Here is a 19,118-nt window from a genome sequence, read left to right as displayed (position 1 = left end):
CTAACAAATGTAATTATTAATCATGGGGAACGATACTTTTTCTGCTAGAATATGCGAAAAAGATATGCAATTGTAGTCTTCTCTTTCTTTTTTATAACTGATTTCTTCGATGTTTTGCAGCCTAAGGAAGAGAAATTGAATAAACTTACGTGTTAAAAAATTAGGAAAACAAATAGGCTTTAAACGACTGTAGATTGTCTTATTCTCTTATATTTTGCGATATTTGTTTTGTTTTCGTTTTTTAAATCAAATATTTTTTTGATTACTTAGTTTCGAGAATGTTTTTTTAACTAAATTTTTGTTTAATTTAGTTCATTCATAGTAGTAATAGTAAAAAAAAATTTATGGCAAAAAGAAAACAATTACTGAAGGGAGTGCTACTCGCTCTCTTAGTAATACCTGCATTTGTCCTAGCCTCACCAAAGATTAAAGTTTGGATGGAGGATAGAGGAATGCATTGGTTTGAAACGAGTAGTATCTTAAATGTACTAGGAGGAAATGATGAATCAACTTTATTTTTTGAAGATCCTACTACTTGTACCGTTATCACTACTCTTCCCTTTGTTGAAACCTTTGCTTCCGATTCTCCAACAAAAGAATGTTGGACGGTTGTAGATGGAAATGAGGATGATAATACTTGGGATTTAAACTACGGTAGCAATCCTTATGTAGGAGATCAAGTAGCGATATTGTATACCGATTACAATGATGGAGATAATGATGATTGGTTAATCTCACCAACCATTCAATTGAACGGTAATCAACGCTTGCGCTATTTCTATCGTGTTCAGTCTGAGGGTGAACCCAATGATTTTAGAGTGATGCTGTCAACAAATGGAACCGCACCGGCTAATTTTACACGTGAATTAGTCCCACTGAATCAATACTCTAATATAGAGTACCGAGAAGAAATCGTGTATTTAGCAGATGAAAATGGCACGCCTTTTACAGGAAATGTCAATATTGCTTGGCATGTACCACCGGGAGGATTAGATGGATGGCGTTTATATATTGACAATGTTATTGTGGAAGATATTCCAGCTTGTCCTACGCCGAGCGGGATAACGGTTTCTAATCGAACAGTAGATAGCGCGCAAATCAATTGGACGGCGGGGTACCAAGAAGAGGAGTGGGAAGTAGCTGTACAAATAGCTGGTACGGGTGAGCCTACTTCAGGTGTAGAAGTACAAGCCGCTACTTATAACGCAACGCAGCTTATATCGAATACAGCATACGAAGTATATGTTCGAGCGAAATGTACAGACGATGAGTCTTCTGATTGGGTTGGACCAGTGAATTTCAGTACTCAAATGGTTCCGACTGCATTGCCTTTTATAGATGATTTTGAAGGAACAAATAACTTTGTATTCCTCGGCAATAAAGTGAATAAATGGGTTGTTGGTACTGCTGTAAATAACGGTGGAACGCACGCCATGTACATCAGCGATGATGAAGGGGTTTCGCATCATTATGAAACAGAGGATGAAGATTGGGAATCGACGGTTGCGCATGCGTATAAAGATTTTACTATTGATGCTGATGTCAATGAATTACAGTTGACCTTTGATTGGCTCTGTATGGGAGACAGTGAGTTTTGGCCTAGTGATTACTTTAAAGTTTGGGTGGTCCCTACTGATTATGTATTGGTGACCAATGAGGAAATTGACGAAGATGAGGATGGAGTGGTTCAAATTGGGCAGTCTAATTATTATTGGAATAATGTCTTCCAAAGTGAATTGATCTTTTTTGATGGAACGCCTTATGCAGGCAGTACAGTGCGCTTGGTTTTTGAATGGGTAAACGATGCTTTTGGTGGTACACAACCTCCTGCTGCTATTGATAATGTCAATTTGAGTAAAGTGCTTTGTAGTAGACCTCAAAACTTAACAGTAAATGCCGTTACTAGCACAAGCTTTACTGTAGGTTGGACGCCTGCAACTGGTGTAGATAACTACGAGTTTTTATTGAGAACAAATCCATTGCCATTAGCTTTGGATACTGACGTAGCTACACATAGTGCTACTGGAAATACCTATACATTTGCCAATCTTACCACGGGTTCTTTTTACTATGTGTGGATGAGAACGGCTTGTGATGCAACAACCAAGAGTAAATGGATTGGGCCTATTGCGGTTAATATCCCGAATATGACAGCTCAAGCGCTACCGTACAACGAGTCTTTTGAAGAAGATGTCTATTTTCAAACGACTCAAAACAATTTTCATCAGTGGGTAGCTGGAAATGCAGTAAGTGCCTACGGAACCCGTTCTTTGTACGTAACGAATAACAGTGGAGTTAGGAATACCTACAACGTGGACGAGGAAACGGTAATTCATGCATTTAAAGACTTTATTGTTCCTGCAAATACACAGCAGCTCGATATTTCTTTTGTATGGCGAGCAATGGGTGACTTTGATGCTAGATGGGATGATGAACCGAATGATTTCATGAAGGTTTGGATGGTGCCAGCCTCATTTACACCAACAGCAGATACACCAATCACCCCAGCTGCTAATCGCATAGAGATTGACCCAACTACCTTGTTTGTCAATGCAAATCAATTTACAGTTCAGCGAAATGTGGTCGATGTGACAGCTTTTGCAGGCCAAAATATGCGCCTTGTTTTTGAATGGATACAAAATTCATATTCAGGAACTCAACCACCTGCAGCTGTGGATAACATAGTAGTTAAGATCTATACATGTAAAGATGTGACAGATTTGAATGCCTTGTTAATTGAAAATACAAATAATTTTGAAATAACGTGGATTCCTGGACCAGGACAAACCAAATGGGAGGTTTTTATTATCGAAAATGGAGAGCCGTATCCAACGGAATCGGATACAGGGATTATAGTAGAAGGTGATCCTTCTTATATCGTAGAAGATGTGCCGGAAGAGACGTTCTATAAGGTGTTCGTTCGTCCTATTTGTTCGGATACGGAAAAAGGTTGGTGGACAGGACCTAAAGATTATTCTATCTTTCATCCTCCTGGATGTGCAGGAATTACTTTAGATGATATTGAATTAAATATTTCGGCAGATGGAGATTATATCATCTGTTCCGATGATCCGTATACATTAGATTTAAAAGCAAACTATTACGATATCAAAGCAACAACAGATTATACAGTTGAAGCGATTGACTATGCGCCACCATTCCCATTTTTCGGAGGAGATGCTGTAAATTTGACTCTGGATGACGATTGGTCGGACATCATTGATTTAGGATTCGATTTTTGTTTTTATGGTAATAGTTACAACAAAGTCTTAATTTCCGCCAATGGGGCAATTACATTTAGTATTGAGGGAGTTGTTCCAGGAGGTTTATATGAACCAGGTACTCGAGGTGGATGGGAATTTTTTGATCCTATTCCTTTTGTAGGAGATTTTGGAGATCCTCCGTTTGCCAATGCAATATTTGGTGTTTTACAAGATACTAATCCTGAAGAATCACCAGATAATTATTCAGTAAATTATCAGATTCTGGGTTCATATCCATGTCGTGCCTTGGTGTTTAATATTTATCAAATGGGTATGTTTAGTTGTGGATATGATGAAGATGATATTGAAGGAAGCACTGCAACTACCCAGGTTGTATTATATGAAGGAACAAATATTGTAGAGGTGTATGTGAAAAATAGAATACCATGTGAGGACTGGAATGAAGGTAATGGTTTAATAGGGATGCAAAACCAAGACGGTACTTTAGCTCACTTTCCAGCAGATAGAAATACAGGTGATTGGACGGCACAAAATGAAGCTTGGCGTTTTACACCAGATGGTGAGTCAATCGCGAGTTTTGAATGGTTGAAAGATGGTGAGGTACTTACTACAGATACAGATATTACCGTAACGATTGAAGAGTCTACAACGTATACGGGTAGAATTAAGTATGAACACTGTAATGGTGAAGAGATGGTCATCGAAAAAAGCTTTAAGTTTTTGAAAGAACCAATGATTCTAGGAACACCAAAAACAGTATTTGATTGTGCGAAAAAACCAGGTAGTACGTATACGTATAATTTGGATGAAAATATTCCAAATGTACTGCAACAGTTAAATGTAGATGACTTTACGATTGAATATTATGCCACAGAAGCAGAGGCTGAAAATGGAGAAAATCAGTTGGAAACGCTACATACAACTACGGATCCATTGGCAGAAACCATCTTTATGAAGGTTACCAACAACATTACGGAATGTTCTAAAACAGTAAGTTTTAAATTGGGAATTAATACACAGCTAGGAGCAACGAAAATAAAAGATATTTTCGTTTGTAAGGAGACAATACTCCCAGCATTAGCCGAAGGAGAAGCGTATTACACAGCACCGTATGGAGCGGGAACTCGATACAATGCAGGGGATCGATATGATGTGGTAGGAATCAACACCCTTTATGTCTATCACGAAGACGAGAAGCAATGTTATGGGGAATCGAATTTTAAAATAGAGATTTTACCAGAGGTGTTTGCTCCGGTATTGGAAAGCAAGGTGCTTACATGTGAGGTGTTTACCCTACCAGAACTTCCTGCGGATAGCAAATATTACACCGGGGAAGGAGAAACTGGAATAGAGCTTTTTGAAGGTTATGAGGTTATCGTACCAATGACTATTTATGTTGTAACACGAAACGGAAATAAAACAGTGTACTGTTACGATGAGAGTAGCTTTACCATTGATTTTGAAGATTGTCCTTTACCTAAAGGCTTCTCGCCAAATAGAGATGGCATCAATGACTCTTTCGATTTAACGGAGTATGGCGTAGCCAAAATACAAGTGTTTAATCGAAATGGAGTAGAGGTATATAGCCATGGTTTAGGGTATAAAAATGAATGGATGGGACAAGATAAATCAGGAAATAAATTACCTTCTGGTACGTACTATTATGTGATTGTATCCCATGGTAAATTAAAAACAGGCTGGGTACAGTTGAATTATTAAGGAGTTAACAGTTAAGAGTTAAGAGTTAAGGGTTGAGAGTTAAGGGTTGAGATTAACGGTTAACTGTTGACAACAGATATGCTGAAATGAAAAAGCCAATCCTTGAAATAGGATTGGCTTTTTTTGTTTATCTACTGCCATTTACACCAAAATTTACGTAAAAATGTTTTTCAGTACCCCAGGGCACTCTATTTTTTATACAAATTAGAATAACATTAAAAGGTCATTAAAAACAGATCAAAGCGAAATTAAATTTACTTAATCTGTTATTTTTATGTTAATAATAATATTTTCTTAGTATATATTTGGGAAATAACTAAAAAAACCAAAATAACTACAGATGAAAAAAATTACCTTGCTTTTTCTTTTCTTGTTTCATCTTGTTCAGGTATTGGGACAAGAAGTAACAATCGGAACAGGTACAGCTACCATCCGACAACCATTGAGTAATTGGTATGGTTTTGAACGTTCTGCGGCACTTTATACCGCTGCAGAAATAGGTCGAACGGGCTATATCAACGAGATTGCTTGGTCTATTGGAACAACCAAACCTACAAGACCGATCAAAATTTACTTGAAAGAGGTGGAGGCAACCTCACTTACGGCAGCCAATTGGAATACCTTTATACAAGGAGCTACCCTGATGTATGATGGCCCATTTACCTCTGCTGGTTTAGGGTTTAATTTCATCGCATTTGACGAATCATTCCCCTTTTTAGACCGTACAAAAAGTTTGTTGGTTTTAGTAGAGGCAAATGCGGGGGGAAGTGGAAATGGAGATGGAGTTGACGGATTTAATGTCGCAGCTACTTCTATCGCAGCAATGCATTTTACAGCTGCCCGAGATAATGCTATTCCAATGGAGTATCTAAGTTCCAGTTCCAATCGGCCCAATGTTAAACTGACCTTTGGTCAGCAAGTAACCTGTTTTGCTCCCACAAACTTACAAGCCGAATTTATCGGCAGAACCGCTGATGTACGCTTATCGTGGACCCCACGTGGAGAAGAACGTGCTTGGGAAGTGTATACAACCTTGCAAGGACAAGCAGCTCCGTCAGATACTACAAGGGGAATCCTAGTAGAAAATACACCAGCGCTCCTAGTGGAAGAGGTAGAAGAAGGAGCCTTTTTTGAATTTTACGTCCGAGCGATTTGTCAAGATGCATCAGGGCAAACCAAAACGAAGTGGAGAGGCCCCTTGCCGTATTCTTACTTCATCCCTCCAATGTGTGCTAATTTAGATGGAGGAGTAGAAGGATTACCTCCCTCCGCAACAGATACCTATTACATCTGCGAAGAAGGGCCTGTAGCCCATCGATTAGCGGTTCAGTATGTAGACATTAAAAAAACAGATCAATATCGCGTCGAAGCTATTGAATACGACCCACCTTTTCCTTTTTTTGGCGGAAATGGTATTGCTTTAACAGCAGATGATATTTGGTCGGATATCATTCACTTAGGGTTTGATTTTTGTTTTTATGGCAAGCAATACAATAAAGCATTAGTCTCTACCAATGGAGCTCTTTCGTTTAGTATTAAAAATGAAGTCTCGGAAGGGATGTATAGCCCCAATGCATTTAGTGCATGGGAATTCAATCAAGCGCTTCCTTCTTTGCCAATAGGAACTACAATGGGACCTTTTACCCAAGCCGTATTTGGCGTATACCAGGATTTGTATCCCGCTACTTCCCCCGAAGATTATTCCTTTAATTACCAAGTGTTGGGTACATACCCTTGTCGAGCGTTGGTTGTCAATATGTATCATATGGGCTTGTTTAATGTGCCCTTTAATCCAAATGATATTGAGGGAAGCACACAAACCTCCCAAATCGTTTTATATGAAGGAACGAATATCATTGATGTCTACGTTAAAAATAGACCCGTCAATCGCAGTCACAATAGCGGAAATGGACTAATCGGTATCCAAGGAGGAACAAGAACGCAATTTCAAGTACCTCCAGGACGCAATACAGGAACATGGACCACAACGAATGAAGCTTGGCGTTTCATTCCCGATGGGGAATCATCGGTTAATTTTCAATGGTATAAAAATGGCATGCCGTTTTCAAGAGAAGAAATCATTGATGTGATTATTACCGAAGACGTTAATTATACTGCTAAAGCGATGTATCAAAATTGTGAAGGAGAAGATTTTGTTATGGAACGTTCATTCAATTTCATAAAAGATGATTTTCAAGTGAATAATCTACCAAATTATGTTGTTTGTGGGAGTGTAAAAGATCCTCAAGGTCAGGTAAGCATGAACATTGCACAGCATAAAGACCGTATTTTCGAAGTCTTGGGAGAAGATAGTGTGCGTAAGTATGCGATTGCGTATTATGAAGATGAGGAACTTACCCGAGAGATGCCCGATAGTATCGAGGTAAAACGCAGCACCATGGTTTATGTTAAGGTGACTAATTTAAAAACAAAATGCGTCAAGGTGGCAACATTTGAAGCAATTCGAACGGCTCCTATTCAAGTAACCAAATTAAATGCTGTATATGCTTGTGAAAGCTATGTGTTGCCTGAATTAAAAGAAGGGGAACAGTATTATTCAGAAGAAGATGGACAAGGAACTCGCTATCAAGCAGGGGAGGTTTATACGGTAAAAGGAGAGTCAACACTCTATATTTATACCGTAGGGGAGCGTGGCTGTGATGGAGAAAGTTCATTCCAACTCACCATCTATGAACCTATTATAGCTGATCACATTGACAATCAATGGGTATATTGTGAAAATTACGTGCTTCCTTCATTATCCCCTGGTAATTCATATCATACCGAGCCTCAGGGAAAAGGATTAGAATTAAAAGAAGGAGAGGTAATAATAGAACCCACTACGCTGTATATCTATGCTAAACGCGGAGGGAATGATGCGTTTTGTTGGGATGAAAGCAGTTTTACCATTAGTTTTCAAGATTGTCCTATACCTAAAGGTTTCTCGCCAAATGGAGATGGAATCAATGACTCTTTTGATTTAACGGAGTATGGCGTAGCTAAAATACAAGTGTTTAATCGAAATGGAGTAGAGGTATATAGCCATGGTTTAGGATATAAAAATGAATGGATGGGACAAGATAAATCCGGCAATAAATTACCTTCTGGTACGTACTATTATGTGATTGTATCCCATGGTAAATTAAAAACAGGCTGGGTACAGTTGAACTATTAATTGGTTGAGAGTTAAGGGTTAAGAGTTAACAGAAGATTTTCAATAGCTAGAAAACCAATCCTTTAAAGGGGTTGGTTTTTTTGTACGTTGGTTGTTGTTGCGACGATGAGGTGCGTAGGGGCCAATGACAATTGGTCTTATGACATGATTCAATATCGATATCACCGATTACCCATAATAATAAAGCCCATTCTACAGCAGAATGGGCTTTATTATGAATATATTCGATTACCAATTAACCAATCAAAAACTGTTTAAAGTCTGCAAAGTTCAAGGGATGAACACCATGACCTACCGGGTACTCTTTGTATTGGTGTTTAACTTGTAAGGCATCCAAAATAGGTGATGTTTTTCTAGCCCATTCAACAGGAATGACCTGATCTACTGTACCATGAGAAGCAAACAAGCGCAACTGGCTGAAATCGTGTTGTTCAAAACCAGGGGTAATGATATTGGCATTGAAGTAACCACTTAAGGCAACCACTTTATTGATTTTCTCCGGATAAGATAGTGCAATTGCGTAGCTTAAAATAGCCCCTTGACTAAATCCAACCAAGTTTATATTATCTGAATCAATCGCGTATTTTGCTGTTAATTCATCGATGAATTTTACGATTAAATCGCGAGATTCAATGGCTTGTTGATCATCAGAAAACTTATTAGCATCAGCGTCAAAGTGAATCGCATACCAAGCATAACCGTAAGGTGGAACAAGGTAGGGCGCTTGAGCAGATACTATATAATAGTCTTCAGGAAGTTCACTTGCAAATGAAAATAAATCCTCCTCATTGCTACCATAACCATGAAGCAATAGAATTAAAGGATTCTTATCCTTCTTTACCTTAGGTTCTTGAATCAAGTAATTGATTGATAACGATGTTTCCATATTTATGCAGATAATTTGTCAAACCATTTTTGAAAATAACCCCCTATTCCAGGTAGTACGCGTACGTCTCCCTGAATAGAGCCTAAAAAGCTATAGAACCACAAGACAACAAAACAAAGATAAAAGGGAACTGTTGCAATGAGTGAGTCCACATTGGATACAAAATACCCAAAGATATAGAACATCAAATGCAAACCAAACGTTTGCTTGATGTAGAATCCAGCGTATTTGTTCTTCGGCTCAATATTCATAAAGATGACAATCATACACCCTAAAATAGTAAGGTGTGATGCAAGTGCCATATTCTTTCCGCTTTCAATTTCTTTGGCCGTAAAAGTTTTAATCATAATACTTGAATAATATAAGTTGTTTTTTAGTCAAACTAAAAATTAAATGTTTGCTTGTCAAGGCGAATGGCACCATATACCGTTCCTTGCATCGCTGTTCCTAAAAACGCGGAGTTTTTAGATTTTGATAGGATGTTTTCCTTTGTGAAGGTCCAGGTGCCTTCCGTAGAGAATAAGCTGAGGTTAGCCTCATTTCCTTCTTGGATACTAGCCGTCGGTACACCATAAATAGCGCGTCCTGCTGTTAGTTTTTGAATGATAATCTCAATAGGCAACACGGTATTCAAGGCTCCAAAAGCAGACTCCAATCCAATAGTTCCAGACGTAGCCATATCAAATTCAAGCTTTTTATGCTCAATATCTAAGGGCGTATGATCCGTAGTAATACAATCGATGGTATGATCTAAGACACCTTGTAGTAACGCTTGTCTTGTTGCTTCATCGCGTAGAGGAGGAGATACTTTATGACGGCTATCAAATTCCGTTAATTTAGCATCCGTTAAAACCAACTGATGAACGGCCACACTACAAGTTACTTGTAGTCCTTTTTGCCTTAGCTTCGCGGATTAGTTCTACCGATTTAGCCGTTGAAATAGTCGGAATGTGCATTTTTCCACCCGTATATTCCAACAAGAATAAATTGCGAGCCACTTGCAATTCCTCTGCTAAAGGAGGAATTCCTTTTAATCCTAATGTCGTACTCGTTACACCTTCGTGTGCTACTCCTTTTCCTTTGATGCTCTTATCTTGAGAAAAAGCAAGAATCAATCCATCAAAATCTTGTACATATTGCAACGCAATTTTTAGGACGTTTGCATTGTCAATCGCTTTTTTATAATCGCCGAATGCTACAGCACCCGCGTTTTTCATATCGTATAATTCTGCTAGATCCGTTCCTTCACTTTTTACTGTTAGCGCTCCAATTGGGAAAGCTTCCGTTGTTTGTCCGAATGCCTTTTGCTTGATAAAGCTCACAATACTTTGGTTGTCCGTGATGGGGTTGTTGTTTGATTCAATAGCCACTTGCGTAAAACCACTCTTTGCAGCTACTTCTAAACCATGAACCAAGGTTTCTCTCTCTTCATATCCTGGTTCACCAAAGGAAACAGAAGTATCAAACCAACCTGGAGAAACACTTAAATGATCCAATTGAACAACTGTAGCATCCGCTTCTGTAATCGAAGCCGCTATTTTTTCAATTTTTCCATTTTTTACGTGTATATCCACAACTTGATTGTTGAAAGGACTTGTTGAATCTATGACTTTTGCAGATTTTAAAATGATATTCATTTTAGTGCGAGAATTAAAATTAGTTATGTGTAGTTATTGCGTACAAAAATACTTTTTATTTTTTGGTTTTGCGAGGAAGTATCCGAAGAAAAGAACAAAAAAAATACACCCCTTATCTGGATGTATTATTTTGTTTTTTTACTAATATTTTCGAATTCTCAAAACATTCATTTAGCGCCTGATAGATTTGAAAATCAGTAGCCGTATAAATGAAGCGATCCGACTGGTTGCAGTTTTTTAATGTCTTTATGATATCTTCTTGGGTGATACCCAATAAACCACAAACAATCTCACGGTCATAGCGTGTTTGCATCAAAGCAATCATGTTTTGATCCTCTCGAATGTCCTCGATCTTTTTAAGTTCTTTGGCTTTTCCTTTGAATAAGTTGTATACCGCATCTACAGGGCTAAAATAACTACCTACCGCAATATTATACGTTGGCATACTCGTACGTCTGTAAAAGTCAACCTGTAGCTTATCATTCAGCTCGATTAATTTGGTATCCACTTCTAGAATTCCAGTTAAGTCGTATTTCTTGATGAAGATTTCAGCCAATTCAATAGACTGTTCCGTCAAGTACAGTTTAAGATTATCGTTGTTCAACCAGTCATTGGTTACCTTTAACTTAATAGGCAAATAACCAGGAAATGAAAAGTGAATGGAATCGTTGAGGTTGGCAGCGATAGAGAATGAACCATCCCTTTTGCTGACTGTTCCTTTCACTTGGGTGATGTTAATTACGTTGACATCATCCACTGGTAAAAGCGATTTGTCGTTGTAGATTGTACCTTTCACTTGGGAAGACTGACTCCATGCCGCGAAAGAGATTAGGCATGTAAATAAAAAAACTGTAAAATTTCTCATCATTTTTAAAATTGCTTAAAAATAGTGGATATTTTACAGTTTTATATCTTATTTGAAAAAAATTAACAGATTAACTTCTTCTTGGACGTCTTGGTGCGCTGTTGTCACCACTTCTTCTAGAAGAATTTGATGAGCTTCTCTCATTACGAGGTGCTCTGTCATTTCTGTTTCCTCTGTCACCGCGATCATTTCTGTCGTTGCGATCATTAGAACGTCCTCCGCGATCTGAACGGTTGCTCGTTGAACGATCACCACCTCTTCTTTCGCCTCCTCTGTCATTTCTATCACCGCGATCTCTACGCTCAGAACGGAAACCTCCATCTCCGCCACGTCCACCGCCTCCGCGTCTGTTGTGATCTCTTCTGCCAGCGTTTCTTCCACCGTCATTATTTGAGATTTCAACATTTACTCGGCGATCTTGGTACGTTTCGTTGTTTAAGATAGTCATAATCTTATCTGCATGCTCAGCATCTGTATTGAAGAAAGAGAATCCTTCTTTTACATCTACTTTGAACAAATCATCACGTCCTAATTCTAAGGTATCACGTAAGTAATCTTTCAAGCTCATCCAGTCGAAACCGTCTTTTGCTCCTAAGTTTAAGAAGAAACGAACTGCTCCGTCTGTAGGAACCTCTTTAGAAGTTCTTCCTGCAGAACCTACATTAGTTAAGCTGTTGCCAGATTTTTGGTAGTATTCTAATAAGTGGTTAAACTCAACAGAAACTACTTTTTTGATTAATTCTTCCGTTGTTAAATCTTCCAATAACTCCATGATAGAAGGTAAGAAAGTATCAATTTCAGAACTAACCGCTACGTTTTTGATACGATTAGCAATGTGGTACAACTGAATTTCGCAGATTTCAATTCCTGAAGGAATCGGTTTCTCTTCGAATTTCGTTTTCATGATGCGTTCGATTTGAGAAATCTTACGAGCCTCACTTTTCGTGATAATCACCATAGAAACTCCTGATTTTCCAGCACGTCCTGTACGACCACTACGGTGTGTGTACGTTTCGATTTCGTCCGGAAGTTGGTAGTTTACTACGTGTGTAATATCATCCACGTCAATTCCACGAGCAGCAACGTCTGTCGCTACTAACATTTGAATTTGCTTTCCTCTAAACGCTTTCATTACCGAATCACGTTGTGCTTGCGATAAATCACCGTGTAAAGCTGCTGCGTTATAACCGTCTTCGATTAATTTTTCAGCAATCGCTTGTGTATCTCTCTTTGTTCTACAAAAGATTACAGAGAAGATATTTGGATTAGCATCTGCTAAACGTTTTAACGCTAAATAGCGATCTCTAGCAGAAACTACATAATACTCGTGACTAACATTAGTAGAACCTTGATTTTTATGTCCAACTGTAATCTCAGCAGGATTAGACATAAACTCTCTTGCGATGCTTGCTACTTCAGCAGGCATTGTTGCAGAGAATAACCAAGTACTTTTGTCTTCTGGTGTGTCAGCTAAAATAGAGGTGATGTCCTCATAAAACCCCATATTCAACATTTCATCTGCCTCATCTAACACACAGTACTCAATATGTTTGATGTCAACCATTCCGCGGTTAATCATATCTTGCATTCTACCTGGAGTAGCTACAATGATGTGTGCACCACGTTTGATTTCTCTTGCTTGCTCTGTAATACTCGCCCCACCGTATACAGCTACTGTATGAAGTCCTTTTACGTACTTAGAGTATTGTTTGATTTCATTTGCAATTTGCAAGCATAACTCACGCGTTGGCGATAAAATCAACGCTTGAGTGTGTTTTTTAGACAGGTCAATTTTCTGAATAAGCGGAAAACCAAATGCTGCGGTTTTCCCAGTCCCTGTTTGGGCTAACGCAACAATATCGGTATTTTTTTCTAATAATAAAGGAATTGCTTTTTCTTGGATTTCTGAGGGATTCTCAAATCCCAAATCATTAATTGCAGATACTAGCAATTCATTTAGACCTAATAGTTCGAAATTGTTCATATAAAATTTAAAAATAGCCACAAAGGTACTACTATTCTTTTATAAAATAGGGATTTATATCTATAAAAAAAATAAAAATAATGATTTATGCCGTTGAAATTCGGATTATTTTCATTTTATGACGTAAAATCAAGGAAAGATTGTGAATTATTAAATCCTATACCCGAATTGCTAGGACCCAAAGTAAGAAATCTTAAGAATGAAAGAAGAAAAACACCTACGAAATATACAGAATATAGGAATGAAGCAAATAATGAGGAGAACATACAATGAAAATGGAAAGAAAAACTTTAATTTTTTACTATTTCTCTAATAGTGCTGGTTTTAAAACGATTGACTATTTTTTATCCGTATTATTCGTCTAGGTGAGTGGAAGTGAGGGATGAAACAAGGAAAAAAAAGAACGGATGTGCTTTGTTTTTACAAAACTACTTGTAATTTTGTCCTAGGAGTTTGAAAATAGTACACAAAATCTACTTGTGTATGAACATTTTAAGATATCATAAAAATATTAGTGGGGACTAAATATATTATACTGAATTCTTAAAGATATATAAACCCTTTGATAGCCTCAAACTTCTTTCTGCTATTGAAGGGTTTTTTTGTGCTTTTTTGTGAAGGAACAAACCAAGAGGATGTGATGTAAAATCCCGTAATGGCAAATGGCAATTTGCCAAGTAACATGATAAATTATGAACAAAAGACGGTGAGGCGATGAGATTCGTGAGATGTAAAATTCCGTAGTGGCAAATGGCAATTTGCCAAGGAAGAAGATAATTCCCGATGAGATGATAAGGTGGTGAAATCGAAACGCAGTGAAAATCGAAACGAAGTGTAGATTCATCGAACACCAAAACAAAATAGCAACTCGGTGAGATATATTCATCGAACACCAAAACAAAATAGTAACTCGGTGAGATAGAGGGTGAGATTGGTGAGATGTAAAATCCCGTAGCGGCAAATGGCAATTTGCCAAGGAACAAGATAATTCCCGATGAGACGATAAGGCGGTGAGATTGGTCAGATGTAAAAATCCCGTAGTGGCAAATGGTAATTTGTCAAGTAACTGGATAATTCCCGATGAGATGATCCCGCGCTCACCTAATCCTAGACGGAGTTACTGGCGTTGAGTAACGGATGCGACCCTTCCATCGTCAGGGTGACATACAGAGCGGAGTAACTGATTAGCGTATTGCTTTTTCGCTTTTTTGTTTTTTGTGAAGTTGTCGGGTTTATCGACTAAAGGCGATTTGCAAAAAAAGCTTACAAAGCCCTTTCCTCCTTTCTTTTTTAAAGGGTAAAAAAGAAACAAAAAACCCTTCAACTAACCCAAATAAAGGTCAAATTAGTTTTCAAGGCTGAAAATAAAAGAACTCGCTACGCTCAAACACCTTTTATTTTTACAACCTTTTCAAACATTTGACACTCTTTATTTGACTTACGTTGGGGTTAAATTGTCTTTTGTAAAGAGGTATTTTACTTTCAAGTAAATTGATTATCTAATATCTGCTAAGTCGGCTTTTTTGGTTTTTTGTGAAGTTGTAGGGTTTATCGACTAAAGGCGATTTGCAAAAAAGCTTACAAAGCCCTTTCCTCCTTTCTTTTTTAAAGGGTAAAAAAGAAACAAAAAACCCTTCAACTAACCCAAATAAAGGTCAAATTAGTTTTCAAGGCTGAAAATAAAAGAACTCGCTACGCTCAAACACCTTTTATTTTTACAACCTTTTCAAACATTTGACACTCTTTATTTGACTTACGTTGGGGTTAAATTGTCTTTTGTAAAGATGTTTTACGCTTTTAAGTAAATTAGTTTTCTATTATCTGCTAAGTCGCTTTTTTGTTTTTTGTGAAGTTGTAGGATTTATCGACTAAAGGCGATTTGCAAAAAAGCAAACCTCACAAAGCACAAACCTCACAAAGCACAAAACTACATTACCTATTTCAGCAATTGCTCCATATTGCGGTCAAAAATATTGACGAAGGCCTCTTGAATGCTGCCATCTTTATTTAAGATGATACTGCGTTGAATTTTGGTAATGATCCATTTATCTTTCATGTCATTAAAATCCGTAGAACGCAATTCGATAAGGTTAGGATGTTTATAAGGACTAACTAGTTCTTTCCACTCTTGGTGTTCCCCATCGATGCAAACAGAAATTACTTGGATATTTGGGAGTTTTTCCAATAAATCTAATGCTCTTTTGTGGCTCGCTTCTGCGTGCGCTAAGCCGTTTTTGGTCCAAACGAACATTAGTGTTTTCTTTTGAATTAGCTTTTTAAAGTTTACGGGCTTCTCATCGAGGTCTACTAAATCCACTTTAGGTAAGCGGTTTTCGTATTTTAGATTCTGAACAGCCGTTTGAATCTTAATAATCTCTTGGTGTTGAGTGGTGTCCGTAGAGAGTTTAAAATAAGCATCAAAAAACTTATCGTTGTTATTTAGATTTTGATCTTCTAAGAGATAGATCAGGGCAATATTATCTAAAATCGTATTTTTTACCTTCTCATTGCGAATTAAGGTATCCACAACATTGAGTTTGGTGATATTTTTATCAAATTTTGTCTCACTGTCAAAATCAAGATCCGATTCATCACTAATAGAGCTCAGCATGATGGCCAAGTATTTCGTAAAAGAAGAATAGCGAATAAGGTTTTCGTTGTTGAAATCTACCTTATTGCGGAAAGCATAGTAATCCGCTGGTAGTTGCTCGCGAATATCCTCTTTCGTACGCACGTAGTGAGCGATTGGATAAATCTCTTTCTGACTATAAAAATGAAGGTCTAATTTCGTTTTCGCGTATACGTCAAATTCTGGTCCCCAGCCAATAATTGCTTTACTCCTCAAATAATTGGTAGTACGAGCAGCATGGGTCGAATCAATAAAACGAATAAATCGATCCACACCATAGTCGTAATTCTCGTAGCGAGTCGATTCATCTACTAAATTCTTTACCGTTAAGTTCATCAAATAGTTGTTCTTTTCAGAACCACGACCGGAGAAGATAATAGAATGATCAAAGTCTCTTGAGTTTAAACGCAGGTGTAAACTATCGTTTTTATCAAAGTACACGTATTGAAACTCAGGATTAATCCTGTATATGTACATGCCTGGACTGAGCGAATCAAATTTCTTCTCAAAGCGATTGTTTTCATCTAGGTAGATGGTGTCTAACAAGTCGTTATCTTTGAAAAATAAAATGTAATTGCTCGTTGGGTTTTGTATTTCGCCACTGAAATAGGCCGAGTAATCCGTTGCTTCAAATTTCTTCTGACAAGAAAATAGCAACGTGATTAATGGCAATAAACCATAGCGAATACTTGTATGTAAAAAGTTACTACACATTGTTTTGGGGAATAATGCTAGTTAAAAATTGACGTCGATAGCAAAAGTAAGTTTTACGATTATTTAAACTTGTTAACAGATGGTTAAAATAAGTAATTCAAAATTGAAATAAATAAGAGGGATTAAATCTCATATATATTTAGTAATTTTGCACAAATTAAATCAAACGAGAAATAATGTTAACAGTTTCAAATCTGTCAGTTCAGTTCGGTAAACGAATTTTATTTGATGAAGTAAATGTAACCTTTACACAAGGTAATTGCTATGGAATTATCGGTGCAAATGGTGCTGGTAAATCAACGTTTTTGAAAATTTTATCTGGAGAATTTGATCCAACATCTGGACACGTTATTCTAGAGCCGGGCAAACGTATGTCGGTTTTGAATCAGAACCACAATATGTTTGACGAAAATACCGTATTAGAAACGGTAGTAATGGGGAATAAAGACCTATTCGCGGTAAAGAAAGAAATGGATGAGCTGTATTTGAACTATACAGATGAGAATGCTGACCGTATTGGGGAGCTTCAAATTCGTTTCGATGAGATGAATGGATGGAATGCAGAAATCTGATGCCGCTACCATGTTATCTAACTTGGGGATTGCAGAAGAATTTCACTATACATTAATGGCTGAAATGGATGCTAAATTAAAAGTACGTGTGTTATTAGCACAGGCTTTATTTGGTAACCCAGACGTGTTGATTATGGATGAGCCTACCAACGACTTGGATTTTGAAACCATCGGTTGGTTAGAGAACTTTTTAGCAAACTATGAAAATACAGTGTTGGTGGTTTCTCACGACCGTCACTTCTTGGATGCGGTTTGTACGCACGTTTCAGATATTGACTTTGGAAAAATTACGCACTATTCGGGTAACTATACTTTCTGGTATGAGTCAAGCCAATTAGCAGCGAAACAAAGAGCTCAGCAAAATAAGAAAGCAGAAGAGAAAAAAGCAGAATTAGAAGAATTTATCCGTCGTTTTAGCGCGAACGTTGCGAAGTCAAAACAAGCAACATCTCGTAAAAAGATGATTGATAAATTGAAATTAGATGATATTAAACCTTCTTCTCGTCGTTATCCAGCGATTATCTTTGATCAAGATAGAGAAGCAGGAGATCAAATCTTAAATATCACAGGATTGGCTAGTTCAATTGATGGTGAAGTTCTGTTTAAAGATGTAGACTTAAACGTAGTGAAAGGAGATAAAATTGTAGTTATCTCTCGTGATTCTCGTGCAACAACAGCTTTCTATGAAATCATCAATGAAAATCGTGCTGCAGATGCAGGAAAAGTAGAGTGGGGGATTACAACTTCTCAGTCGTACTTACCAGCAGATAACCATGCCTTTTTTGAAAATGACTTGACTTTAGTAGACTGGTTGCGTCAATGGGCGAAAACAGAAGAAGAAAGAGACGAAGTATATGTACGTGGTTTCTTAGGAAAAATGATTTTCTCTGGTGAAGAAGCATTAAAAACAGGTCGAGTATTATCAGGAGGAGAGAAAGTACGCTGTATGTTGTCTCGTATGATGATGCTAAGAGCTAATGTATTGATGTTAGACGAACCAACAAACCACTTAGACTTAGAGTCAATTACAGCCTTCAATAACTCATTAAAAGGGTTTAAAGGAACTGTACTATTCACGACACACGATAAGGAGTTTGCTCAAACCGTTGGAACACGTATTTTGGAATTAACGCCAAATGGAGTAATCGACCGTTATATGACGTTTGAAGATTACTTAGATGATCCAAAAGTGAAAGAACTAAGAGATAAAATGTATAAGTAATTGTTGACGGTTGACAGTTTGCAGTTGACAGTTTACAGTAGATAATCTGAAATAAGAAAGACCAATCCTTTTTAGGGTTGGTCTTTTTTTTTGCTCTTTGTGGGGTTTGTTTTTTGTGAGGTTTGCTCTTTGTGGGGTTTGCTCTGTGTGAGGTTTGCTCTGTGTGAGGTTTGCTCTGTGTGAGGTTTGCTCTGTGTGGGAGGCTTTTTTTGTCAATCGTCTTTAATCGATAAGCCCTACAACTTCACAAAAAGACAAAAAAGCGAAAAAGCAATACTCTAATCAGTCACTCCGCTCTGTATGTCACCCCGACGCAGGAGGGGGCGCATCCGTTACTCAACGTCTGTAATTCCATCCAGTCACTCCGCTCTGTATGTCACCCCGACGCAGGAAGGGTCGCATCCGTTACTCAACGTCTGTAATTCCATCCAGTCACTCCGCTCTGTATGTCACCCCGACGCAGAGGGGTCGCATCCGTTACTCAACGCTAG

At 37.7% G+C, this 19,118-nt stretch carries 7 protein-coding genes and 2 pseudogenes; 3 read left to right on the top strand and 6 right to left on the bottom strand.

The annotated features are described in order from the left end of the window. Nucleotides 1-344 precede the first annotated feature (344 nt). Together M2306_RS07680 and M2306_RS07675 are read left to right on the top strand one after the other, a co-directional pair. Complete coding sequence (locus M2306_RS07680) at nt 345-4,943, top strand: choice-of-anchor J domain-containing protein (RefSeq protein WP_259188344.1); 4,599 nt, start codon at nt 345-347, stop codon at nt 4,941-4,943. Between the two features lie 340 nt (nt 4,944-5,283). Next, a complete protein-coding gene (locus tag M2306_RS07675; RefSeq protein WP_259188345.1) occupies nt 5,284-8,118 on the top strand; it encodes a T9SS type B sorting domain-containing protein in 2,835 nt (944 codons plus the stop codon). A gap of 235 nt (nt 8,119-8,353) precedes the next feature. Here the strand turns inward: M2306_RS07675 and M2306_RS07670 are convergent, their stop codons facing one another. The 6 genes and pseudogenes from M2306_RS07670 to M2306_RS07645 form a co-directional block, all read right to left on the bottom strand. After that, nucleotides 8,354-9,004, bottom strand: a complete 651-nt coding sequence (locus tag M2306_RS07670; RefSeq protein ID WP_259188346.1) for an alpha/beta hydrolase — start codon at nt 9,002-9,004, stop codon at nt 8,354-8,356. A gap of 2 nt (nt 9,005-9,006) precedes the next feature. After that, a complete protein-coding gene (locus M2306_RS07665; protein ID WP_115090040.1) occupies nt 9,007-9,351 on the bottom strand; it encodes a hypothetical protein in 345 nt (114 codons plus the stop codon). Between the two features lie 35 nt (nt 9,352-9,386). Next, nucleotides 9,387-10,641: pseudogene (locus M2306_RS07660) on the bottom strand (dihydroorotase). Nucleotides 10,642-10,753: 112 nt separating this feature from the next. Then, on the bottom strand, nt 10,754-11,509 hold the full coding sequence (locus tag M2306_RS07655) for a carboxypeptidase-like regulatory domain-containing protein (protein WP_115090042.1): 756 nt from the start codon (nt 11,507-11,509) through the stop codon (nt 10,754-10,756). Nucleotides 11,510-11,576: 67 nt separating this feature from the next. Beyond that, nucleotides 11,577-13,490: a DEAD/DEAH box helicase gene (locus tag M2306_RS07650; RefSeq protein WP_115090043.1), complete on the bottom strand. Its 1,914-nt coding sequence runs from the start codon at nt 13,488-13,490 to the stop codon at nt 11,577-11,579. 1,936 nt (nt 13,491-15,426) lie between these two features. Continuing rightward, nucleotides 15,427-16,833, bottom strand: coding sequence for a TlpA family protein disulfide reductase (locus tag M2306_RS07645; RefSeq protein WP_259188348.1), 1,407 nt, complete (start codon nt 16,831-16,833; stop codon nt 15,427-15,429). 176 nt (nt 16,834-17,009) lie between these two features. On the opposite strand from M2306_RS07645, the pseudogene M2306_RS07640 reads away from it, so the two are divergent. Further along, nucleotides 17,010-18,627 (top strand): annotated as a pseudogene (locus M2306_RS07640) (ABC-F family ATP-binding cassette domain-containing protein). Nucleotides 18,628-19,118: the final 491 nt, after the last annotated feature.

It is taken from the genome of Myroides gitamensis, from assembly GCF_029894455.1.
GTDB classification, from domain to species: Bacteria; Bacteroidota; Bacteroidia; order Flavobacteriales; family Flavobacteriaceae; genus Flavobacterium; species Flavobacterium odoratum.
This window is presented reverse-complemented; position numbering and strand designations above follow the sequence as displayed.